General features: G+C 72.9%; 19 protein-coding genes and 1 pseudogene. 12 read left to right on the top strand and 8 right to left on the bottom strand.

The features are described 5' to 3' along the window. Positions 1 to 90 precede the first annotated feature (90 nt). Positions 91 to 1560 (top strand): MFS transporter, encoded by a 1470-nt coding sequence (locus BLW14_RS30390; protein ID WP_093710314.1) that lies wholly within the window; start codon positions 91 to 93, stop codon positions 1558 to 1560. Positions 1561 to 1680: 120 nt separating this feature from the next. Here the strand turns inward: BLW14_RS30390 and BLW14_RS30385 are convergent, their stop codons facing one another. The 3 genes from BLW14_RS30385 to BLW14_RS30370 all read right to left on the bottom strand — a co-directional run bounded on the left by BLW14_RS30385 (position 1681) and on the right by BLW14_RS30370 (position 4113). Continuing rightward, complete coding sequence (locus BLW14_RS30385) at positions 1681 to 2229, bottom strand: YciI family protein (protein WP_093710313.1); 549 nt, start codon at positions 2227 to 2229, stop codon at positions 1681 to 1683. A 480-nt stretch (positions 2230 to 2709) separates the two neighbouring features. After that, positions 2710 to 3558 carry a M23 family metallopeptidase gene (locus BLW14_RS30375; protein ID WP_093710312.1) on the bottom strand — a complete coding sequence of 283 codons (849 nt, stop codon included), beginning with the start codon at positions 3556 to 3558 and terminating at the stop codon, positions 2710 to 2712. A gap of 42 nt (positions 3559 to 3600) precedes the next feature. After that, on the bottom strand, positions 3601 to 4113 hold the full coding sequence (locus BLW14_RS30370; protein WP_093710311.1) for an ArsR/SmtB family transcription factor: 513 nt from the start codon (positions 4111 to 4113) through the stop codon (positions 3601 to 3603). 104 nt (positions 4114 to 4217) lie between these two features. On the opposite strand from BLW14_RS30370, the gene BLW14_RS30365 reads away from it, so the two are divergent. The 4 genes and pseudogenes from BLW14_RS30365 to dhaL all read left to right on the top strand — a co-directional run bounded on the left by BLW14_RS30365 (position 4218) and on the right by dhaL (position 8082). Continuing rightward, positions 4218 to 4667: a MarR family winged helix-turn-helix transcriptional regulator gene (locus BLW14_RS30365; RefSeq protein WP_093710310.1), complete on the top strand. Its 450-nt coding sequence runs from the start codon at positions 4218 to 4220 to the stop codon at positions 4665 to 4667. A gap of 19 nt (positions 4668 to 4686) precedes the next feature. Continuing rightward, positions 4687 to 6019, top strand: a pseudogene (locus BLW14_RS30360) (MFS transporter); the annotation flags it as partial. 363 nt (positions 6020 to 6382) lie between these two features. After that, positions 6383 to 7381 carry a dihydroxyacetone kinase subunit DhaK gene (locus BLW14_RS30355; RefSeq protein ID WP_093710309.1) on the top strand — a complete coding sequence of 333 codons (999 nt, stop codon included), beginning with the start codon at positions 6383 to 6385 and terminating at the stop codon, positions 7379 to 7381. Positions 7382 to 7419: 38 nt separating this feature from the next. Beyond that, a complete protein-coding gene (gene dhaL / locus BLW14_RS30350; RefSeq protein ID WP_093710308.1) occupies positions 7420 to 8082 on the top strand; it encodes a dihydroxyacetone kinase subunit DhaL in 663 nt (220 codons plus the stop codon). A gap of 20 nt (positions 8083 to 8102) precedes the next feature. Here dhaL and BLW14_RS30345 read toward each other — a convergent pair whose 3' ends face one another. After that, on the bottom strand, positions 8103 to 8783 hold the full coding sequence (locus BLW14_RS30345) for an HAD family hydrolase (protein WP_093710307.1): 681 nt from the start codon (positions 8781 to 8783) through the stop codon (positions 8103 to 8105). 375 nt (positions 8784 to 9158) lie between these two features. Between BLW14_RS30345 and BLW14_RS30340 the strand changes: the two genes are divergently transcribed. After that, positions 9159 to 9836: a ScbR family autoregulator-binding transcription factor gene (locus tag BLW14_RS30340; RefSeq protein ID WP_256332922.1), complete on the top strand. Its 678-nt coding sequence runs from the start codon at positions 9159 to 9161 to the stop codon at positions 9834 to 9836. A gap of 238 nt (positions 9837 to 10074) precedes the next feature. After that, positions 10075 to 12936, top strand: coding sequence for an AfsR/SARP family transcriptional regulator (locus BLW14_RS30335; protein WP_256332921.1), 2862 nt, complete (start codon positions 10075 to 10077; stop codon positions 12934 to 12936). Between the two features lie 70 nt (positions 12937 to 13006). Here BLW14_RS30335 and BLW14_RS30330 read toward each other — a convergent pair whose 3' ends face one another. Both BLW14_RS30330 and BLW14_RS30325 read right to left on the bottom strand, forming a co-directional pair. Further along, a complete protein-coding gene (locus tag BLW14_RS30330) occupies positions 13007 to 13513 on the bottom strand; it encodes a hypothetical protein (protein WP_093710305.1) in 507 nt (168 codons plus the stop codon). Positions 13514 to 13711: 198 nt separating this feature from the next. Further along, entirely contained in the window at positions 13712 to 14365 is a 654-nt protein-coding gene (locus BLW14_RS30325) for a TetR/AcrR family transcriptional regulator (protein ID WP_305616345.1), read from the bottom strand. 228 nt (positions 14366 to 14593) lie between these two features. Between BLW14_RS30325 and BLW14_RS30320 the strand changes: the two genes are divergently transcribed. Beyond that, entirely contained in the window at positions 14594 to 16492 is a 1899-nt protein-coding gene (locus tag BLW14_RS30320; RefSeq protein WP_093710303.1) for an RICIN domain-containing protein, read from the top strand. A gap of 94 nt (positions 16493 to 16586) precedes the next feature. On the opposite strand, the gene BLW14_RS30315 is transcribed toward BLW14_RS30320, so the two are convergent. Continuing rightward, a complete protein-coding gene (locus BLW14_RS30315) occupies positions 16587 to 16874 on the bottom strand; it encodes a hypothetical protein (RefSeq protein WP_093710302.1) in 288 nt (95 codons plus the stop codon). Between the two features lie 173 nt (positions 16875 to 17047). Between BLW14_RS30315 and BLW14_RS30310 the strand changes: the two genes are divergently transcribed. Genes BLW14_RS30310 through BLW14_RS30295 form a run of 4 tightly spaced genes read left to right on the top strand, consistent with a single transcriptional unit; the run spans position 17048 to position 21243 of the window. Next, entirely contained in the window at positions 17048 to 17803 is a 756-nt protein-coding gene (locus tag BLW14_RS30310) for a (5-formylfuran-3-yl)methyl phosphate synthase (RefSeq protein ID WP_093710897.1), read from the top strand. Between the two features lie 7 nt (positions 17804 to 17810). Then, positions 17811 to 19220 (top strand): aldehyde dehydrogenase family protein, encoded by a 1410-nt coding sequence (locus tag BLW14_RS30305; protein WP_093710301.1) that lies wholly within the window; start codon positions 17811 to 17813, stop codon positions 19218 to 19220. Further along, complete coding sequence (locus BLW14_RS30300) at positions 19217 to 20329, top strand: NAD(P)-dependent alcohol dehydrogenase (protein ID WP_093710300.1); 1113 nt, start codon at positions 19217 to 19219, stop codon at positions 20327 to 20329. Before BLW14_RS30305 ends, BLW14_RS30300 begins: the two co-directional genes overlap by 4 nt. Beyond that, positions 20326 to 21243 (top strand): SAM-dependent methyltransferase, encoded by a 918-nt coding sequence (locus BLW14_RS30295; protein WP_093710299.1) that lies wholly within the window; start codon positions 20326 to 20328, stop codon positions 21241 to 21243. Before BLW14_RS30300 ends, BLW14_RS30295 begins: the two co-directional genes overlap by 4 nt. A gap of 3 nt (positions 21244 to 21246) precedes the next feature. Here BLW14_RS30295 and BLW14_RS30290 read toward each other — a convergent pair whose 3' ends face one another. Further along, positions 21247 to 21750, bottom strand: coding sequence for a GNAT family N-acetyltransferase (locus BLW14_RS30290; protein ID WP_093710298.1), 504 nt, complete (start codon positions 21748 to 21750; stop codon positions 21247 to 21249). Positions 21751 to 21786 lie beyond the last annotated feature (36 nt).

The raw sequence follows: 21786 nt of genomic DNA, 5'->3' as shown, positions 1-21786 counted from the left end.
CGCTCTTTGCATCTCATCGAACGCTGTTCTATCGTAACTCATCGTACGGCGTTCGATAGCCGAACGTTGTTCGATCGAAAGGACCGCGCCATGACTACCGCCCCGCCCCGAACCGGGCCTCGCGCCTATCCCTCGCTGCGAGCCGCCTGGATACCCCTGGCCGCCCTGTGCCTGGCCTTCTTCGTCGAGATGGTCGACAACACGCTGCTGTCGATCGCTCTGCCCACCATCGGCCGCGACCTCGGCGGCGGGACGACCGCGCTGCAGTGGGTCACCGGCGCCTATTCGCTGACGTTCGGTGGCCTTCTGCTCACCGCCGGGTCCATGGCGGACCGGCTCGGCCGCCGCCGGGTGCTGCTGATCGGGCTCGGCGTGTTCGGCGCGCTCAGCCTGTGCGTCGTCCTCGTGAGCACCACGGGCGAGCTGATCGCCCTGCGGGCCGCGCTCGGCGTGGCCGCCGCGGCAATGGCGCCGATCACGAACTCGCTGGTCTTCCGACTGTTCGACGACAAGGCGCTGCGGATGCGTGCGATGACCGTCATGATCATCGTCGGCATGTCCGGCTTCGTCCTGGGCCCGCTGCTGGGCGGTACGGCGCTGGCGCACGTGGGGTGGGAGTGGCTGCTGATCGTCAACGCCCCGATCGCGCTGATCGCGTGCATCGGCGTCCGGCTCGGCGTACCGGCCGACAGGCCGGAGGACCTGACCAAGGACCGGCTCGACGTGCCCGGCGCCGCCCTGAGCGTCGCCGCCATCGGTCTCGCCTGCTACTCGCTGACCAGCGGTGTCGAGCACGGCTGGCTCTCCGGCATCACCCTGGCGTCGGTCGTGGGTGCCCTCGCGGCCGGGTTCGCGTTCGTCCGCCACGAGCGGCGCACCGCGGCGCCCATGCTCGACCTGCGCGTCTTCTCCAACGGCACCGTCCGCGGCGCCGCCATCGCGCAGATCGGGACGTCCATCGCGATGGCCAGTGTGATGTTCGGGCTGATCCTGCACTTCCAGTACGCGTACGGGTGGAGCCCGGTACGGGCCGGCCTGGCCAACCTGCCGATCATCGTGACGATGCTGATGGCCACGCCGCTGTCCGAGTGGCTGGCCCGGCGGTTCGGGCACCGCATCGCCTGCCTGGTGGGCGCGGCCTGTCTGGCGGGCTCGCTGGCCGGTCTCTCCTGGGGCGTCGAGCACGGGTACGCGGTCATCGCGGTGTGCATGGTGCTCATGACCGTGGGCCTGCGCACCGTGATGACGATCTGCGCGGTCGCCCTGGTCGACGCGATGCCGAGCAATCGCACCTCGATCGCCGCCGCGCTGAACGACACCGCTCAGGAGGTCGGCACCAGCGTCGGCACCGCGGTGGTCGGCACGCTGATCGCCGCACTGGTCACCACCCGGCTCCCGGCGGGCGTCTGGAGCAGCGACCTCGTGTCGTCGTTCTTCCACGGCGAGCGGATCACCTACGCGCTGCTCGCCGTCGTCGTCGGGCTGATCGCGGCCGGCGGCGCGCTGAGCCTCACCAACTCGCACTCGGTGGAGGAGCACCCCGTCGAGGAACCCGCCTGACCCGCCTGCCCGGCACCCGGCCCGTCGGTCCCGGGCCCGGTGCCGGGCGGGCGGCAGGCGGGACCCGCGGTCGCGGGAAGGGCGTTCGCCCGGCCACTGCACGGCCGGGCGAACGCCGGCTCATCCCCGGCCGCCGAAGTCCCAGTCGTGGACCTCGACGTCCGCGTACCGGTCCGCCGTGAGGACGGCACGTGCCTCGTCCCGGCCCGCGGCCCCGAGCAGGACGGCCGCGCCGAGCCAGGTCTCGCCGTCGTCGGCCAGCAGGGGCCCGTACGCGATCAACCCGTCCCGGGCGGGCGGCAGACCGAGGTCGGCGGCGGGGCCTTCCCCGAGGCCGAGCACCAGGTACCGGTTGCCTTCCTCCGGATCTCCGGGGTACTCCCACATGGTGCGGCCCAGCACGTTGCGCCACCGGCGCACCAGCACGTCCCGATAGGCGCCCGCCTGGTAGTTGGGCTCGTCGAAGGCGAACGCGCGGACGGCGGCCGCGTCGGGAAGGTCGACGATGTGCACGCTTCCGGTGGGCGTCTCACCGTCGGCGGCGAAAGTCGGGCCGCGGGCGATCAGCTCCTGCTCGTACCGGTCCATGTAGGACCAGTGCTCCTCCAGCAGCTCTTCCCGCAGGGCGCGGGAGCCCGGCCGGTCTCGGTGGTAGCAGAAGTACTCCATGGGCACAGACCCTTCCTCGTCGACGGCGCGCGCACAACCACTTTCCGTCCGGCCGACGCGGAGTTCTGACGGCTCGGGGCGCTACTGAGGTCCGACCACCGGGTTGGCTCCCCGGTATGACGCCGCCGGCGCGGCCGTGCCCCTACTCTCCGGTCACCGCACCGAACCCGAGGAGGGGATCCCCATGCCGCTCACGCCCGCCCCCTCCCCCGCGTACCGCCCCCCTTTGCCGCGGCGGGCGGCGCTGCTCTTGGCCCACGCGCTGCCGGCCCTGCCCGTCACCGTCGTCGCGCTGGTGCTGGCCGTGACCGGCAACGCGTCCGCCGCCGGCCGCCTGCAGCGGCGCCTCGCGTCGCTCGGCGGGCCGGCCGCCTCCCCGTCGGACGCGGGGCCGGACCGCTTCCGGTCCGTGGCCGGCCCGGCCCTCCGGTGCCTCCCGGCGAACGCGCTCGCCTTTGCGCTGGCCGCCCCTCATCGCCATCAGGCGTCCTGGGACCGCGCCGAAGCGGTGGTGTCCGCCTCGACGGTGAACGTCTCGCCGGCGGCGGGCACGCCGACTCCGGTCCAGCTGAAGGGAATTCCCCGCGCCGCCTCCAGGTCGGGCCCGTCCATCAGCTGGAAGTGCACATGGGGCTCGGTCGAGTTGCCCGAGTTCCCGCAGAGGCCGAGGAGTTGGCCGGCCCCGACCGCGTCGCCCGGCCGGACGCGCAGGGAGCCCCGCTGGACGTGCGCGTACAGGGCGTATGTTCCGTCGCCCAGGTCGAGGACGATGTGGTTGCCCACCACGCGACGGCTTCCGCCCACGGCCCTGCCGATCCCCTCGACGAGCCAGAAGTACAGGAATCCGGCGAGCGAGCTGCGGCTCAGGTGGTCGCGCTGGACGTCCTCCGCGTGGACGACGGTCCCGCCGGCGACGGCGTACACGGGTGCACCGAAGGCGGGGTAGTCCCGGTTGCGCCGGAAGACGGGCCGGAACCAGACGGGGGCGGGACGCGCGGGCCCCTCCTCGGGCTCGGCCACGATGTCGATGGCGTACGTCTGGCCCAGGCTGTGCGTCCCGTGACTCGGCACCTTGTCGGCGGGGCTGTTGACCGCGGACCAGCGGCCGGTGACCGGGGGTGCCACGGCGACGGGCGCCGGGGGCCGGGTCTCGATCCGCCGACGGGCGGAGCGCTCGCCGACCAGGCCGATCCCCAGCGCACCGAGCGCCGGGAGCCAGCTCAGCCAGTAGTCGTACGGCAGCTCCACGAAGAGCCCGACGGCGACCTGGGCCAGGAAGACCACCCACAGCGTGTACTGGACCTTGGTGGCGATCTTCCTCCGGTTCATGGACATGTTCTCCCCCTTGTACAGAACGTGTACGGAGTGCGGTCAGGTCACGGGGCGCGCGGCGGTGAGCACCACGAGGAGCGGCACGACGCGCCCCGCCGGGATCTCGTAGCGTCCGCGCTCCGGGGAGTGCAGCCAGCCCGCGCCCGTGAGTTGGCGCAGGTGGTGGTAGATCTGGCCGGTGGTCCCGACGTCGTCGAGCGCGGCCAGTTCGGCCGCGGTGCGCAGGCCGTCCAGGATCGCGCGCAGCAGGGCCAGTCGCACGGGGTGCCCGAGCGCGGCGAACGACGTGGCCGCCTCCGACCAGTTGCCGTCGAACAGCGTCTCGGCCGGCAGGCCGTACTGCCATTCGTAATGGTGCCCGGTCGGTACGCGCACCGCGCCGGCGAACAGCACTGCGCCGTCCGCCTCCGGCGTCACCGGATGCCGCGTCTTCAGCGCGTCGAGCGCCCAGAAGTCGCCCTCCCCCACGGGAGGCGCCGGCGGCGCGGGCGGCGCCGCCTCCAGCTCCGCCATGCGTCGCTCCAGCTCGGCGACACGCTCTTCCAGACCCATGGCACAAGGTTACGTAATTACGGAGTTACGTTCAAGCGACAGCACGCCACTCATACCCGCAGATTCGATTGCGCAGTTCAGCCTGCGCAATCCAGGCTGGACGCATGCCCCCGAACGAACACGCCGTCTCCGCGACGGCCGCGCACACGGCGCACGAGGTCCGCTTGGTGTACAGCCGGCTCCGGCGGCGCCTGTGGGAGACGTACGACCGCGCCGACCTCACCCCCTCCCAGACCTCCGTCCTCAGCCGGCTCGACAAGGACGGCGAGGCGTCGGTCGTCGACCTGGCCGCGGCCGAGGGCGTCCGGCACCAGTCGGTGGCGAGCACCGTGGGCGCCCTCGTCGAACGGGGCCTGGCCGGCCGCCGCCGGGACCCCGAGGACGGCCGCCGGCAGCTGGTGTACGTGACCGACAGCGGGCACGCCTTCCTGGAGGAGCGCCGCAGCGCCGGGGAGAGCTGGCTCGCCCGGGCCCTGGACGAGCAGTGCACGGAGGAGGAGCGCCGGGCCCTGCTGGCCGCGACCGCCGTGCTGGAGCGGATCGTCAACTCGTGAGTACGGCCCTGACACCGTCGTCCGACGGTGGCGCCCGGGCGGGACAAGGGCCCGGAGAGCGGCTTCGACCGCCGGCTCCTCGCACCGATGATGACCGGGGCCGCCCTCAACCCGGTCAACTCCTCGATCATCTCCGTCTCCCTGGTCCCCATCGGGGCCGCCTTCGGCGCACCCCCTCCGAGACGGCCTGGCTGATCTCCGCGCTGTACCTGGCCACCGCGATAGGCCAGCCGGTCATGGGCCGGCTGATCGACCTGTTCGGAGCCCGGCGCCTGTTCCTGACCGGGGCCGCGCTGACCGGTGTCGCCGGAGTCGTCGGCATGCTGGCGCCCGGTCTCGGCGTGCTCATCGCGGCGCGGGTGCTGCTCGGCTTCGGTACCTGCGCCGGTTATCCGGCCGCCATGTACCTCATCCGCAGCGAGGCCCGCCGCACCGGGGAGAAGAGCCCGGCCGCGGTGCTCACGGCCCTCGGCGGACTGCTCGTCGGGGTCGGCGGCGGGCGCGCCACGCTGGCCGTCAACATCCCGCTGGCGCTCCTCGGCCTGTACCCGGGGGCGCGCCGCATTCCGGGTCTGCCCGGGACGGCCCGCACGGACGGCCGCCATCCGCTGCGCAGTCTCGACCTGCCGGGGATGGCGCTGTTCGCGGTGGCGCTGCTCTGCCTGCTGCTCTTCCTGATGGACATCGGCAGCGGCGCCTGGTAGCTGCTGGTGCTCACCCTCGCGGCCGGGGCCGGTTTCGCCTGGCGGGAGCTGCGTACGGCGGAGCCGTTCATCGACGTACGCGTGCTCGGCGGGAACCTGCCGCTGGTCGCCACCTACGGCCGCGCGCTGCTCTGCTACGTCATCACCTACGCCTTCCTGTACGGGTTCACCCAGTGGACCGAGCAGGGCCGCGGGCTGTCCGCCTCCGAGGCCGGGCTGGTCCAGCTCCCCCTGCTCGCCACGGCGATCGTCGTCTCCACCCTCACGGGCCGGCGGCAGGCCGTACGCGGGAAGCTCCTGGTGGGAGCGGTGGGCCAGGTCGCGGCCTCTGCCCTGCTGCTGCTCCTGAGCGACGGGAGCCCGGTATGGATGCTGCCGGCCGTCATGATCGTCCTCGGCGTCCCGCAGGGCCTCAGCAGCCTCGCCCTCCAGAACGCCGTGTACCACCAGGCGGACGCCGAACGCATCGGCTCCTCCGCCGGACTGCTGCGCACCTTCGGCTACCTCGGTGCCATCACCGCGTCCGCCGCCAACGGCGCCTTCTTCGGTCAGCGCGCCGACACCGGCGGCCTGCACGACCTGGCCTGGTTCATGCTCGCGGCCAGCGTCCTGTTCCTGGTGCTGACCGTCATCGACCGCTCGCTGCGGCACTCAGCGAGAACCCCCGCAACCCCGAGAACGACGAGGAAGGCTCATGACCCGCCCCGCCCTGCTCGTGATGGACGTCCAGCAGGCCGTCGACCACCGCCTCACCGTCCTCGCCGACGGCTGCGCGGACCGCGACGCGGAGGTGTGCACCGGGTGCTGACCGAGAAGGTCTTCCCGCACCAGGGCGAGGTCACGACGATCGACACCTGGATCACGGGCCTCGGCTGATCCGGGCGGTGCCGGCACCGGCCCGGGGCCGCACGCTGTGCGAGTTGCCGCATGCGGATCGTTACCGGCACCATGGGACTGTCGTCCGGGCCGGCTCGTCCGGCCTCACCGCCAGGGACGGGATGGGTACGGCGTATGGCCAGGTACTTCGAGAACGGCGCCGGGCAACTCGTGGCCGACGCGCTGTCCGGTTTCGCCCGCGCACACGCGGATCTGGTGCGCTACGACGCGGCGGACGGTTTCGTCACCGCCCGGCACACCGCCCCCGCGCGCCGGGTGGGGCTGCTGTCCGGGGGCGGATCCGGGCACGAACCGCTGCACGCCGGGTACGTCGGTACGGGCATGCTGGACGGCGCCTGCCCCGGCAGGGTCTTCGCCTCCCCGCACAACCGGCAGATCTTCCGGGCCTCCCGCGCGGTGGCGCGGCCCGGGGGCGTGCTGCACATCGTGAAGAACTACACCGGTGACCGGATCAACTTCGGCATCGCGGCCGAGCGCCTCGCGGACGCGGGGATCGCCTGCGCGCGGGTCCTCGTCGACGACGACCTCGCCACCGACTCGGAGGACATCGCCGCCGGGCGCCGCGGTACCGGCGCCACGGTGCTGCTGGAGAAGGTGCTGGGCGCCGCGGCGGACACCGGCATGGGGCTCGACGGACTGGTGGAGCTCGGTACGGGCCTGGCGGGCCGGTGCCGTACGCTCGCCGTCGCCTCGGCCGCCCATCACGCGCCGGCCACCGGTGAGCCCGCGTTCGTACTGCCGCCCGGTGAGCTGGAGTACGGCGTCGGGATCCACGGGGAGCGCGCCGCCCGGACCCGGGAACAGGCGACGGTGGGCGAGCTCGTGGAGGAGATGACGGACGCCCTGCTGAAGGCGTTGCGGCCCGGGTCCCAGGACTCCGTCGTCGCTCTCGTCAACGGGCTGGGGTCGGTCACCTCGCTCGAGTTGTACGGGGTCTTCGGCGAGTTGGGGCGGGTGCTCGACGCACGGGGGGTGCGGCTCGCACGGCATCTGGTGGGTGACTACGTCACGGCGCTGGACATGCGGGGGTTCTCCCTCACGCTCATGGCGGCCGACCGGGCCACCCTGGATTTCTACGACGCACCGGTGCACACACCGGCACTGCGGTGGTGACCGGTCCGCTCCACGCGGCGGACGTACGAGGAGGGCCCATGACCAGCAGCGCATTCGACGGCGAACGGACCCGCGACTGGGCGGGGCGCTTCGCGGAGTCGGTGTACGCCACCGAGGCGGAGCTGACCGCGCTCGACCAGCAGGCGGGGGACGGCGACTTCGGTGCCAATCTGGCCGCCGGGGTCAGGGCCGCCGGTCCGCTGCTCGACCGGGTGGAGGCGTCGGCCGGCCCGGCGGAGTACCTCGGCGCCCTGGCCACGGCCTTCCTCGACGAGGTAGGCGGGACCAGCGGCCCGCTGTTCGGCCTGCTGTTCCAGGCGATGGGGCGGGCCGCCGGGCCGGGACCGGAGCTGACGACGCAGGCGCTCCGCGAAGGTACCGCCGAGGGTCTGGCCGCCATCCGCCGGGTGGGCGACGCCTCTCCCGGTGACAAGACGCTGGTCGACGCGCTGGCGCCGGCGGCCGACGCGCTCGGTGCGGCCGGGGAGGCACCGCCCGCCGACGCCCTCGCCGCGGCGGCGGAGGAGGCGTGGCGGGGGGTGCGCGAGACCGCGTCCCAGGCCGCGCGGATGGGGCGCGCCAGCTATCTGGGCGAACGTGCGACCGGCGTCCCGGACCCGGGGGCCGTGGGCATCGCCCTGTTCTTCTCCTCCGCCGTCGGGACGGTCAGGTCGCTGGCACCCCGCCTCGGCGGCGACTGACCGCGGTTCCGCGGCCGCCTTCACGGACCGAGGCGGCTGCGGGCCCAGCTGAGCAGTTCTGGGTCGGCAAGGGTGGTGACCCACAGGTCTGCCTGTTCCGCGTCCGGCCCCGGAGGGCGGGTCCCGATGCCGATGACGCGGAGACCGGCGCGGCGGGCGGACTCCATGCCGGTCAGCGAGTCCTCCACGGCCAGGGCGTCTTCGGGCGGTACGCCGCAGAGGCGGGCGGCGGCCCGGTAGACGTCCGGCTCGGGTTTGGGCCGTACCTCCCCGTCCGGGACCACGACGTGTTCGAAGCAGCTGAGGAGTCCGGCGCGGTCGAGGCATGATTCGACCGTGGCCCGGGGGCAGTTGCTCGCCACCGCGAGCGGCCGGTGGCGGGCGGCCAGCCGGACCAGTGCGGCGGCGCCCGGCATGGTGACCGGGTCCTCCTCGACCAGGGTGGTGAAGGTGCTGAGCAGCGTACCGGCGAGTTCGTCGCCGAGGTCCGGTTTCCCGGTCTCCTGCGCCATCAGGGCCCCGCACTCGGTGTAGTGGACGCCCTTCGCGCGCTCGGCGAACCCGGCGGGCGGGGTCAGCCCGAAGAGCCGGAAGGTGATGTTGCGGGCCTCCTGCCAGTGCCTTTCCGTATCCATCAGGGTGCCGTCGCAGTCGAAGACGATGGCCGACGGGGACCAGGAAAGGATTCGTTGAGCTGTCATGTAACCGCCGTTCTCGGAGGCTGCGCCGGCCGGTTGGGCACCAGGACGCAGACACGTGCCGGGAGGCACACAAAAGGAAGGGAGGTATCGGACGCGGGCGTTGCTCCACGGCCACTGCGGCCGGGCCGGAATCGCTGAGTGCACCGCGCGGACTCGGACCCTCGGATCAGACCGTCCGAAACATCATGGTCATTACGTTAATTCGGCCCCCGCCCATTCCGCAATCACCAATTCGAGTGCACCGAAAAGCCCGAGAAGGCACCGGCCCGGGCGATGGATAATAAGATCTTCGCGCGATGCGACTACACCTTCCGCCGATGAGCGGAATGGATTTTCACGTCGCGGCGCCAGCACGTATGAGCGAAGGTGGAACAGGTGCAGGACAGAGCGCGCGCAACCCGCAAAGTGCTGCTGGAATCGGCAGCACACCTATTTGTCGAACGGGGATATGCGGGAACGAGCGTCAATGACATAAGCGACCACTCGGGAAAGACCAGCGGGGCCATCTATTTCCACTACTCCAGCAAGGAGAAGCTCGCGCTGGCCGTCGTCCGCGAACAGTTCGCCAGCTGGCCGCAGCTCGCCGTCGCGTACGCCGCACCCGGCGTCCCGCCGCTGGAGAAGCTGGTCGTCCTCAGCTTCCGCGTCGCCCGGTCCCTCAGCGAGGACGTCCTGGCGCGGGCCGGCGCACGCCTGTGGGCGGAGCGCCGCGCCATCGAGGCACCCGTGCCCACACCGTTCGGCGCCTGGACGCTGGCCTGCGCCCGGCTCCTCGCCCAGGCCCGGACACGGGGCGAGCTCGCGGAGGGCGTCGAGCCGTCGGCGGCGGCCGTGGCGCTGGTGTGCGGGTTCTTCGGGCATTGCACGCTGACCGACGAGATGCCGGGCGGGAGGGACTGGACGGAGCGGCTGGAGCAGTGGTGGCGGCTGGTCCTCGCGTCCCTTCAGGCGAAACCCGACCCCATGGGCCTGCTCGCCCGGGCACGGGCACGGATCCCCGCACAGACCGACGCGTCGAGCGCCGACGACCTCTGCCGGCATTCGAGCGGCTGAGCGTTGGCCCCGCGTTGGCGTGCCGTTGGCGCGCTCCGGCAAAGTCGTCGGGACCAAGGGCGGTGACGGCAGCGGCCGCTGCCCGTACCGGCCGTCCCCGCGCCGGTGTACGCGGTGGATGCGGGCGGCACGGGGGTGCGCCCGCACCCGCCCCGGGCTGCGAAGTCCGCCCTCGTCACACGGCTTACCATGTCCCCAGCCGGTCCCTCGTCCATGTGGACGCCGACCGTTGACGCCTATGGGGGACGTGGTGCTGAGGTTCGGGCTGCTCGGGCCCCTGGTGGTCGACGACGGGATGGCGCTGCGGCCGGTCGCGGGGCTCAAGGTCCGCGTCCTGCTGGCCGCCCTGCTTCTCTCGGCGAACCGCGTCGTGTCCAAGGACGCGCTCATGGACGCGATGTGGGACGAGCGCCTTCCCTCCAGCGCCGGGGCGTCCTTCGCCAACCACGCGACCCGGCTGCGCCGCATCCTCGCCCCGGCCGGCGGCGAGCGCCTGCGGACCGTGGCGCCCGGCTACCAACTGCTCGTCGCCGAAGGGGACTTGGACATCGAGGTGTTCGAGGCCCGGGCGCGCGCCGCCGGCCTCGCCCATCGGGCGGGCGACTGGCACGAGGTCCGCGAGGAGTGCGCGGCAGCTCTGGCCCTGTGGCGCGGCGCCCCGCTCTCGGACCTGCCCGGGTTCCGCGACCAGCGCGGGCCGTCGCTGCGCGTCCACCAGCTCGATCAGCTGCGCCTCCAGGTGCACGAGTGGGCCTTCGACGCCGGTCTGCGCCTCGGCCACCATCGCGAGGTCCTGGGCGAACTCGGCGTCCTGGCCGCCGAGAACCCGTTGCGCGAGGAGCTGCACCGCCAGTTCATGGTCGCCCTGCACCGGACCGGGCGCCAGGCCGAGGCGTTCGAGGTGTTCCACGCCCTGCGCCGGCAGCTCGTGGACGAGCTGGGCACGGAGCCCGGGGCCGCGGTCCACCGTACCTACCAGCAGCTGCTGAACGGGGAGGACTCCCCCGCGCCTCCCGCTGCCGCGCCCGTCCCGTCGAGCGGTGGGGGCGACGCGCCGCGTTCCCCGTACCAGATCCCGTCCGCCGTACCGGAGTTCACCGGCCGGGAGGCGGAGGCGGCCGCCGTGGTGGCCCTTCTGCGCCGGGCGGCGGCCGGGCCGGGCCACGGGGGCGAGGAAGCGCCCGAGCCCCTGCGGCCGGTGGTGGTCTCGGGGATGGGTGGTGTCGGCAAGACAGCTCTGGCCGTGCAGGCCGCGCGCCTGCTCCGGGACGACTTCCCCGACGGCACGCTCTACGCGGACCTGCGCGGGTTCAGCAGCGCGGGTCCGCGCACCGCCCATGACCTGCTCGCCCGGTTCCTGGGGGACCTCGGGGCCCGTCCGGCCGCGCTGCCGGACGACACGGACGACCGGGCCGCGCTGTTCCGGTCGGCCGTCGCCGGGCGTCGCGTGCTGCTGGTCCTGGACAACGCCCGGGACGCGGCGCAGGTCGTCCCGCTGCTGCCGCCGCACGGCCCGAGCGCGGTCCTGGTCACCAGCCGCCATCTGCTGGCCGAGCTGCCGGGCGTGGAGCTGATGCCCCTGCAGCCCCTGCGCCCCGACGAGCAGCTGGCCCTGCTGTCCCGGCTGTGCGGCGCAGCCCGGATCGAGCGCGAACCCGCGGCCCTGGCAGGCATCCTGGCGGCGTGCGGCGGTCTTCCGCTGGCTCTGCGGATCGTCGGCGGCCGCCTGGCCTCCCGCCCTTCCTGGCCGTTGGAGCTGCTGGCCGAGCGGCTCGCCCCGAGCCCCGGCCGCCTGCGGGCCCTGGCGATGGGCGCGGTCGCCGTACAGGACACCTTCGACATGAGCTACCGCGTGATACGTGACAGCGGCAACGCTTCGGAGCAGGCTGCGGCGCGGGCGTTCCGGCTGCTCGGCGTGTGGAAGCCGCACGCGTTCGGCGTCGGGTCGGCAGCGGCGCTGCTGGGGGTGGCGGAAGGCGAGGCGGCGGCCGCCCTGGAACTGCTGGTGGACGCGAACCTCGTGCACAGCCCGGCACCCGGCCGGTACGCCCTCCACGATCTCCTGGGCGAGTACGCGGCCGAGCGCGTGGCGGAGGAGGAGCCCGCCCGGGAGCGGGACGAGGCCGTCGTACGGATGCTCACCTGGTACGCCCGCGCCGTGGTCGCGGCCAGCGCCGTGGCCAGCCACGAGACGCAGTCGCCGCCGCCGCTCGACGGGCCCGCGAGCCCGGATCTGCCCGCTTTCACGGAGGACGCGCAGGCCATCGCGTGGACCAGGGACGAACTGCCCACGATCCGGGAGGCGATCGGCCGGGCCGGGCGGGCGGGGCGCTCCGACATCGCCTGGCGCCTGGCCACCGGGCTGTTCGGGTACGCCACCACCCACTGGTGGACCGGCGAGTGGGACGCGTGCCTGCGGCAGGCCATGGAGATCGCGGTGGCTCACGACGACGTGCTCGGCCAGGCCTGGCTCCACCGCAGGATCGCCGTCGCCCACGGCATGGCCTCGCGCAACGCGGAATGCCTGGAGCATCTCCGCGCGGCCCTGGGCTTCTTCGCCGAGACCGGCGACGTCCTGGCCCAGGCCTCCATCCTCGGCAACATGGCGGCGGTGCACACCCAGTCCGGGGCCGGTGCGCAGGCGCTGGTCCTCGCCGAACGGTCCTACGAGCTGTACCGCGACTCGGCCGGGGACCGCAGCGAGGCGCTGGCCCTGAACCGGATCGCGGAAGCCCATGACCTGCTGGGTGACCACGCGCTCGCCGCGACGTACCACCGGAAGGTCGTCCGCATGCTGCGCGAGCAGCGCCACGGGGTCTTCCTGGCCACCTCCCTGACGAACCTCGGAGACTCCCTGCGGAAACTGGGCGACAGGGAGGCCGCGTTGAACGCGCAGACGGAGGCCCTGTCCATCCGACGGGAGATGCGCGACCCGGGCGGCACGGCCGACTGCCTGGACTCCATGGCCCGCACCCACCTCCACTTCGGAGACCGAGAGGCGGCCCGCGCCGACTGGGAGCAGTGCCTGGAGCTCGCGCTCCGGCACAACATGGCCCAGCACATCGAGACCACCCGCGAAGAACTCGCCGCCCTGTCCTGAGGGGAGTCGGCGCGGCGCCTCGCCGGGTGAGGGCCTGCCCGGGTGGCAGGCCCGGTACCGTACGGGCGCCCTACGCGGCACCGTCCGTCAGCGTGACGGTGAGCGTGTCCTCGTCGCGGGTGAGGTGTTCGATGCTGATCGATCCCTCCGCGCCGCTGTACGTTCCGGTGCCGCCGGTGATCGCGAACTCGTGCGTCCACCGGCGTGAGTTGACGGGCAGTTCGGTCACGGCGGGGAGCGGGCGCTGGAAGGCGGTGGAGGCCGTGATCATGCCGTCGTCGAGGCTGAGGACCAGCGTCGCCATGACGTAGGAGCCGTCGGGCCCCACGTTCACGGGCAAGCAGTGCGCGTTCTCGGTTCCCACGCCGCGGCCCTCGGTATCCATCAGGTCGTAGCGCACGTAGTACGGGACTCCGGCGGTCAGGATGTCCGGGATGTTCGCGCCCGTGCGCGTGCCCTTGAGGGTGATCTGCCGGTCGGCCCTGCGAGTCGCGTGGGCGGTTCCGGCCGCTCCGGCGGCCAGTCCTGCGGCGATCGTCGCCGCCGAGGTCAGCTGGAGCATGCTTCTGCGGTCCATGGGGGTCATCCTTGCTCGTCGTGTGCGTGGGGTGCGCGCTCGCGCCCCACGGGTAACGGCGCCCGCGGGCGGAACGGAGCGCCCTCGAGCGCAAGATCACCGGAACGCAGGAGTCGCCTTGCCAGGGTTGCGCCTACGAAGACGCACCCCGGGGCTGCCGGCGCCATATGGACCGGGAGGCATGACCGGTGGCGGTGTTCAGTCCGCCGCGCCGAACCGGTGCGGGGCCAGGGACCTCAGCAGGGCGGTGAGTACGAGGTCCGTCGAGGCGGCCATGTCCACGGAGCCGGGCGCCAGGAGCCATTGCACTTGCAAGCCGTCCATCACGGCGATGACGGCGTTGGCCGCGTTCTCGACCCTCTCCGGCTCGCCGTCGGGGAGGTCGCACACCTCGCGGAGGGCGTCGGCGACGAACGTGCGCAGTCCGTCGTAGCGGTCCCGGAAGTACTCCTGCGCCGGGTGGTCGTCGGTGACGGACTCCGCCGACAGGACGGCGTAGAGGCGGACGATGCCCTCGCGTTCGGCGTTGCGGGTCGCCGTGTCGACGAGGTGGCGCAGGAAGGCGAGGCCGTGCGGGCGGTCCGGGCCCAGCTGTTCGATGTCCGACTGGTCGCGGAGTTCGAGGACGCTGGTGAGCAGGAGCGCCTTGGACCGGAAGTAGTGCAGGACGCCGGCCTGGGTGAGGCCGGCCCGGTCGGCGATCTCGGCGAGCGAGGCGTTGTTGTAGCCGCGGGCGGCGAAGGTGTCCATCGCGATGTGCAGAATGTCCCGCTGGCGCTGCCGGGCTTCGGGGCTTCGGGGGGTACGGGGCTTGGCCGGCCGGCCGGGCCTGCCCGCTGACTGGTTGCTCACCGGCACAGCTTAGACCGGCCACAACGCGGGGCGGCCGGGGCCTCCGGGCCCTGACCTGGGGGCGTTCGGGGGCGCGGCACGCGGCGTGCGGCAAAGCCGGTCGCGCTACTTACTAACTACTTAGTGGGTGTGCTTTCATATCGCCGTCATCCGAGGGAGCCACGCCCCGCCACGGCTCCGCCGGATGCGCCATGTCCTCCCCCAGACATGACCGAAGGAGAGCCGCACATGTCCCACGACAGTCCCCCGCGTCCCCGGGCGCGCGCCGCAGCCGCCGCCCTGGCGATGGCCGTCGCGGCCATCGGCCTGGCCGGCAGCGGCACGCCGGCCCAGGCCGCCGACCCCACGGCGCAGGTATGGGTCACCACCCCCGACGGCGCGAAGAAGCTGTCCGCCGAGGGCACCGTCGCCTTCACGGGCTCGGCGCAGAGCGTCGACATCCGCGTCGACGCCAACAGCAAGGGCCAGCGGTTCACCGGGGCGGGTGCCTCGGTCACCGGGGCCTCGGCCCACCTGATCCAGGGCCTGCCGCAGGACAAGCGCAACGCGCTGATGACCTCGCTGTTCTCGACCGGCGGCGACGGCATCGGGCTCAGCTACCTGCGTCAGCCGCTCGGCAGCAGCGACTTCAACGCGGACAGCAGCCTCTACACGTACGAGGACAGCCCCGGGTCCTTCTCCATCGACCGGGACAAGGCCGAGATCATCCCGGTCCTCAAGCAGGCCACCTCCGTCAACCCGGCCATCCGCTTCATGGGCACCCCCTGGTCGCCGCCCGCCTGGATGAAGACCAACAACGCGCTCAACGGCGGCAGCCTGAAGCCGGAGAGCTATCAGGCGTACGCCGACTACCTGGTCAAGGCGATCAAGGCCTACGGGCAGCAGGGCATCACACTGACGGACCTCACCGTGCAGAACGAGCCAGAGTTCGCGGCGAGTTACCCGTCGATGACCATGACGTCCTCGCAGCAGGCGGACTTCTTCAAGGTGCTGGACCGTACGCTGACCGCCGCGGGCCTGCCCACCAACCTGCTGGCCTTCGACCACAACTGGGACCACCCCAACTACCCGTTGGAGGTGTTCAACGGGACGCCGGGCATGAGCCGGGTGATCGGTGCGGCGTTCCACTGCTACGGCGGCAACCCCTCCGCCCAGCAGCAGGTCGTCGACGCCGGCAAGCGCGTCTTCTTCACGGAGTGCTCCGGCACCGAGAGCGCCGACCGGTCCACGACGTTCGCCGACACCCTCAAGTGGCACGCCGAGAACCTCGTCGTGCAGAACATGCGCAACGGCGGCGAGACCGTCGTCGACTGGAACCTGGCGCTCGACCAGAACGGCGGCCCTCACCAGGGCGGCTGCTCCGACCGCTGCAACGGGGTCGTGGAGATCGCCAACGGCAACGTGACGCGCAACGCCGAGTACTACGTGCTCGGTCACGTCGCCAAGTTCGTCAAGCCCGGCGCCACCCGCATCGGCTCCACCAGCCAGGGCAACGGCGGGGTGGAGAACGTCGCCTTCCAGAACCCGGACGGCACCCGTGCCGCGTACGTCGTCAACTCGGCCGCGAGCGCGCAGAAGTTCTCGCTGACCGACAACGGCAGATCGCTCGTCTACACGCTGCCCGCCGGCGCGGTCGCCACCTTCCTGTGGAACGGCACGGACGGCACGACCGAGCCGCCCGCGGGCTCCATCGACTCGTCCGCCTGGTACCGGGTCAGGAACACCAACAGCGGTGCCTGCCTGGACGCCGCCGACTGGGGCACCGCCGACGGGACCGCGATGCAGCAGTGGAGCTGCACCACCGGCGCCAACCAGAGCTGGCAGTTCCGGAGCACAGGTGACGGCACCTACCAGGTCGTGAACCGGCACAACACGAAGGTCTGGGACGTCGACGGCGGACCTGGGGCGACCGCCGCCGGGACCAAGGTGCACCTGTGGTCGTACGTGGGCGGCACCAACCAGCAGTGGCGTGCCGAGTCCTCCGGCGCGGCCGGCCAGTACCGTTTCGTCGCCCGCAACAGCGGCAAGTGCCTGGCCGTGGACGGGGCTTCCACGGCGAACGGGGCGCACCTGTCGCAGCAGAGTTGCGACGGATCGGCGGCTCAGAGGTTCACGCTGGACCGCTGAGCCGCGTCCGCCCCTCGCCTGACCGGGGGCCGGACTGTGTGACGCCCCCGCGAGCGGTCCGCTCGCGGGGGCGTCGCGCGTGCGAGGCGCGCGCTCAGCCGAGACCCCGGTGCGCGGCCCACAGGGCCCCGGCGCGGCTCGCCGCCTCGGCCACCAGGGCCGTCAGCTCCGGGCGGTCGGGCACCGGGAACGACACGTAGGCGCCTCGCCCGCCCTCGGCCGGGCGGCCGTACGCCTTCACGGCGAGGTGGCCGTCGGGCAGGAGGCGGACGTTGAGGGTGCTGAGGAGGAACTCCGTGCCGCGCCGGGTGTCTGTCCAGCGCAGCTCCGTGGGGATAGTGACGTTGATCGCCAACGCGCTCACTTCCAGGTCGTCGCTCATCCGCGCATGATCCCACGGTGCTCCCCTGCGCCGGGGTGTGCGGCGCATTGCGGTCGGGGGCCGTGCTCCCAGGGGGGCCCGCGCGCCCTACCGGGGCCCGCGGGCGGCGGAAATGATGAGCGCACCGCAGGTCGACGAGGTGATCCGCACCTCCGCGGTGGAAGGAGCCAATGGTGTTGCTTCTCATCTCTCCGGACAGCGTCGAGGAAGCCATCGACTGTGCGAAGGCGGCGGAGTACTTGGACATCGTCGACGTGAAGAAGCCCGACGAGGGGTCGCTCGGCGCGAACTTCCCCTGGGTCATCAGGGAGATCCGGGAGGCGGTCCCGGCCGGCAAGCCGGTGTCCGCGACCGTGGGAGACGTCCCGTACAAGCCGGGCACGGTGGCGCAGGCTGCGCTCGGGGCCGTGGTCTCCGGAGCCACGTACATCAAGGTCGGTCTCTACGGGTGCACGACGCCCGATCAGGGCATCGACGTCATGCGGGCCGTCGTCCGGGCGGTGAAGGACTACCGTCCGGAGGCGCTGGTCGTCGCCTCCGGGTATGCCGACGCCCACCGCGTCGGGTGCGTCAATCCGCTCGCCCTGCCCGACATCGCGGCCCGGTCCGGCGCCGACGCGGCCATGCTCGACACGGCGATCAAGGACGGGACGCGGCTGTTCGACCACGTGCCGCCGGAGGTCTGCGCCGAGTTCGTCGCGCGCACCCATGCCGCCGGTCTGCTCGCGGCGCTCGCCGGCAGCGTCAAGCAGGCCGACCTCCCCACGCTGACCCGTATCGGCACGGACATCGTGGGGGTTCGCGGGGCGGTCTGCGAGGGCGGCGACCGCAATGCCGGCCGGATCCAGCCGCATCTGGTGGCCTCGTTCCGGGCGGAGATGGACCGGCAGGCCCGGGAGCACGCGGCCGCCGTCACCGTCGCGGGCTGACCGCGGGATGCCGACCTTCGACGCGGTGGCCGCGAACCGCGTGCCCGGGCGGGCCGCGCGGTTCGCGGTCGTCGACCCGGCCACCGGGGAGCCCTTCGACGAGGCCCCCGACATGCGGCCGGAAGAACTGCACGCCGTGGTGGGCCGGGCGCGCCGGGCCTGGCCAGGCTGGCGGGCCGACCCCGCCGCCCGGACTGACGCGCTGCTCCGCGCGGCCGAAGCCGTGGAGGCGGCCGGCGACGACCTCGCCCGGCTGCTCACCCGGGAGCAGGGCAAGCCGCTGGCCGAGTCGTACGCGGAGACCGCCCGCACGGCGGCCCGGCTGCGGTACTTCGCGGAGCTGGCCCCGCGGACGCGGCGGATCAGCGACGGCCGGCCCGTACGCAGCGAGGTCCGCTGGCGTTCGCTGGGGCCGGTCGCCGCGATCGTGCCGTGGAACTTCCCGCTGCAACTGGCGGCGGCGAAGTTCGCGCCCGCGCTGGCGGCGGGCAACACCATGGTCCTCAAGCCGTCCCCCTTCACCCCGCTCGCCACCCGGCTGCTGGGGTCCGTACTCGCGGCCGCCCTGCCCGAGGACGTACTGACCGTCGTCACGGGACGCGAACCCCTCGGTGCGCGGCTGGCCTCCCATCCGGGGATCCGGCACGTCACCTTCACCGGTTCGGTGCCCACCGGCCGGGCGGTCGCCGCGGGGGCGGCGGCCTCCCTCGCCCGGGTCACGCTGGAGCTGGGCGGCAACGACGCGGCGCTCCTGCTGGACGACGTCGACGTGGAGCGGATCGCGGACCGGCTGTTCTGGGCCGCGTTCCGCAACTGCGGGCAGGTCTGTATGGCGGTCAAGCGCGTCTACGCCCCGGCCCGGCTGCACGCGGAGGTGGTCGAGGCGCTCGCCCAGCGGGCGAAGTCCGTCGCCGTCGGCAGCGGCCTGGACCCCGACACCCGGCTGGGGCCCCTCAACAACGCCCCGCAGCTGGTCCGGGTGGAGGAGGTCACCGAACGGGCCCTCGCGGACGGCGCCCGGGCCGCGGCGGGCGGCCACCGCCTCGACGGGCCCGGCTACTTCTTCGCCCCGACGATCCTCACCGATGTGCCGCCCGGCAGCGCGGTGGTGACGGAGGAGCAGTTCGGGCCGGTGCTGCCGGTGCTGCCGTACGGGAGCGTGGACGAGGCCGTCGACGCGGCCAACGGCACCGGCTTCGGGCTCGGCGGCTCGGTCTGGGGCACCGACCTGGACCGGGCCGAGGCGGTCGCGGACCGGCTGGAGTGCGGGACGGCCTGGATCAACCACCACGCCGAGCTGTCCCTCGCCCAGCCCTTCGCAGGGATCAAGGACAGCGGGGTCGGCGTCGCGGGCGGGCCGTGGGGGCTGTACGGCAACCTGCGCCCGTTCGTCGTCCACCGCCCGGAGGACGCATGACGACGAGATTCCGGGCGGCGGTGCTGCGCTCGTACGAGGAACCGTTCGCGGTCGAGGACGTCGTCCTGGACACGGAACCGGCGCCGGGCGAGATCCTGGTCGAGATCGCGGGCGCCGGGATGTGCCGTACGGATCTCGCGGTACGGCGGTCGGCCGGCCGCAGCCCGTTGCCGGCGGTACTCGGCCACGAAGGGGCGGGAGTCGTCGTCCGGGCCGGGGGCGGACCGGACACGGAGATCGGGGTCGGCGACCACGTCGTGCTGAGCTTCGACTCCTGCGGACACTGCCGGAACTGCCGGGGCGCGGCGCCGGCGTACTGCGACTCCTTCGCCGCGCTCAACCTCTTCGGAGGGCGGGCGGACGAGCCGCCCCGGCTGACGGACGCGGACTGCAAGGTGCTGGCTCCCCGGTGGTTCGGGCAGTCGTCGTTCGCCGACTACGCGCTGGTGTCCGCCCGCAACGCCGTCCGCGTGGACCCCGCCCTGCCCGTGGAACTGCTCGGGCCGCTCGGCTGCGGCTTCCTCACCGGGGCCGGGGCCGTGCTGAACACCTTCCGCGCCGGGCCCGGCGACACGCTGCTGGTGCTCGGCGCCGGGGCGGTGGGGCTGGCCGCCGTCATGGCGGCGGGGGCTGCCGGTGTCCCGGTCGTGGCGGTGGACCGGCATCGGCAACGCCTGGAACTCGCCGAACGGTTCGGCGCGGTCCCGCTGGACGCCGGCACGGCGGGGCTCCCGGAGCATGTCCGCCGACTGACGGACGGCGGCGCGCGGTTCGCGCTGGACACCACGGCGTCGCCCACGCTCATCAACGACGCGCTCCGGGCGCTGCGCCCGACCGGCACCCTGGGCCTGGTGGCCCGCCTGCACACCGCTCTGCCGCTGGAACCGGGCACGCTCGACCGGGGCCGGAGCATCCGCCACATCTGCGAGGGGGACGCGGTCCCGGGGCTGCTGATCCCCGTACTGACGGGGCTGTGGCGGGCCGGGAGCTTCCCCTTCGACCAGCTCATCCGTACCTACCCCCTGGCCGACATCAACGAGGCCGAACGCGACTGCGAGGAGGGCCGGGTGGTCAAACCCGTCCTGCTCCCGGAGGGAAGAACCCGATGAACGAGGCAATCGGCACCACCGCATCACCGCACCCGGACACGGAGGGGGTGGACGGCGGCGTGGGGCTGACCGCCCTCCTGGTCGCCGCGTCCCGGGCGATCGAGAGTCACCGCGGCGACAGTCTGGCCCAGGACGTCTACGCCGAGCACTTCGTACGGGCGGCACCGGCCTGTGCCGGGTGGCCGGTGCGCATCGAGCAGGTCCCGGACGGGGACGACAACGCGTTGTGGGGCAGGTTCGCCCGCTACTTCGGGCTGCGCACCCGGGTCCTCGACGACTTCGTCGTACGGTCGGTGCTCACCGGTGTCCGCCAAGTGGTGTTGCTGGGTGCCGGGTTGGACACGCGGGCGTTCCGGCTGGACTGGCCGTCGGACTGTGTGTTCTTCGAGGTGGACCGGGCGGGTGTGCTGGCCTTCAAGCACCAGGTGCTCGCGGAGTTGTCGGCCGCCCCGAGGGTGCGACGCGTGCCGGTGCCGGTCGATCTGCGGGACGACTGGGTGACCGCGCTGACCGGTTCGGGCTTCGACCCGGCCGCGCCGAGCATCTGGCTGGCGGAGGGCCTGCTCTTCTACCTTCCCGGGCCCGCCGAGACGTATCTCGTCGACACCGTGGACCTGCTGGCCGCCGAGGGCAGCGCCCTGGCGTTCGAGGCGAAGCTGGAGGCGGACCTGATGGCGTACCGCGACAGCGCGATCTACACGGCGACGCGGGAGCAGATCGGCATCGACCTGCTCGACCTCTTCGACAAGGGCCCCCGCCCCGACTCCGCGGGCCGCCTGGAGGCCAGGGGGTGGTCGGCCTCGACGCACACGCCGTTCGAGTTCACCCGCCGGCACGGGCGCGGTCCGCTGCCGGAGCCGAACGACGCGCTGGAGGGGAACCGATGGGTGTTCGCGTACCGGCGCCGACCGTAGGGGCTACGGCAACTCGCGGGTGAGCCAGACGATTTCGCCGTTCTCCTCGGTGGAGAGGTGGTCCTGTACGAAGTCGAGCTTCTCCAGGACACGGAGCGAGGGCTCGTTCCAGGTGGCGACGGTCGACCAGAGCCGTTGCCGCCCGGTCGCGGCGGCGGCCGCGACCACGGCACGGGCCGCCTCGGTGGCGTAACCCCGGTTGTGCGCGCGGCGGAACAGCTCGTAGGCGATCTCGGGCTCCTCCAGGGTGGAGCGGCCGATGATGAGGCCGCAGTAGCCGATGAAGTCGCCCTCGTCGCGGCGCTGGATGGGCAGGAGCGCGATGCCGGTGTTCTCCGTGCCCGCGAGCAGACCGGCGATGGCCTGCCGGGCGCGCTCCACCGTGTAGGTCGCCCCGCCGCGCTCGGACAGCAGCTCGCTGAAGTCGGCGGCGTCGGATTCGGCCCAGGGCCGCAGGATCAGCCGCTCGGTCTCCAGGTGGTAGGACATCGTCTCGTAGCCGGTCATGGCCCCACTGTGCCGTACGGGCGTGGGCCCGCCGGC

It is taken from the genome of Streptomyces sp. 2131.1 (assembly GCF_900105515.1).
Classification (GTDB): Bacteria; Actinomycetota; Actinomycetes; order Streptomycetales; family Streptomycetaceae; genus Streptomyces; species Streptomyces drozdowiczii.
This window is presented reverse-complemented; position numbering and strand designations above follow the sequence as displayed.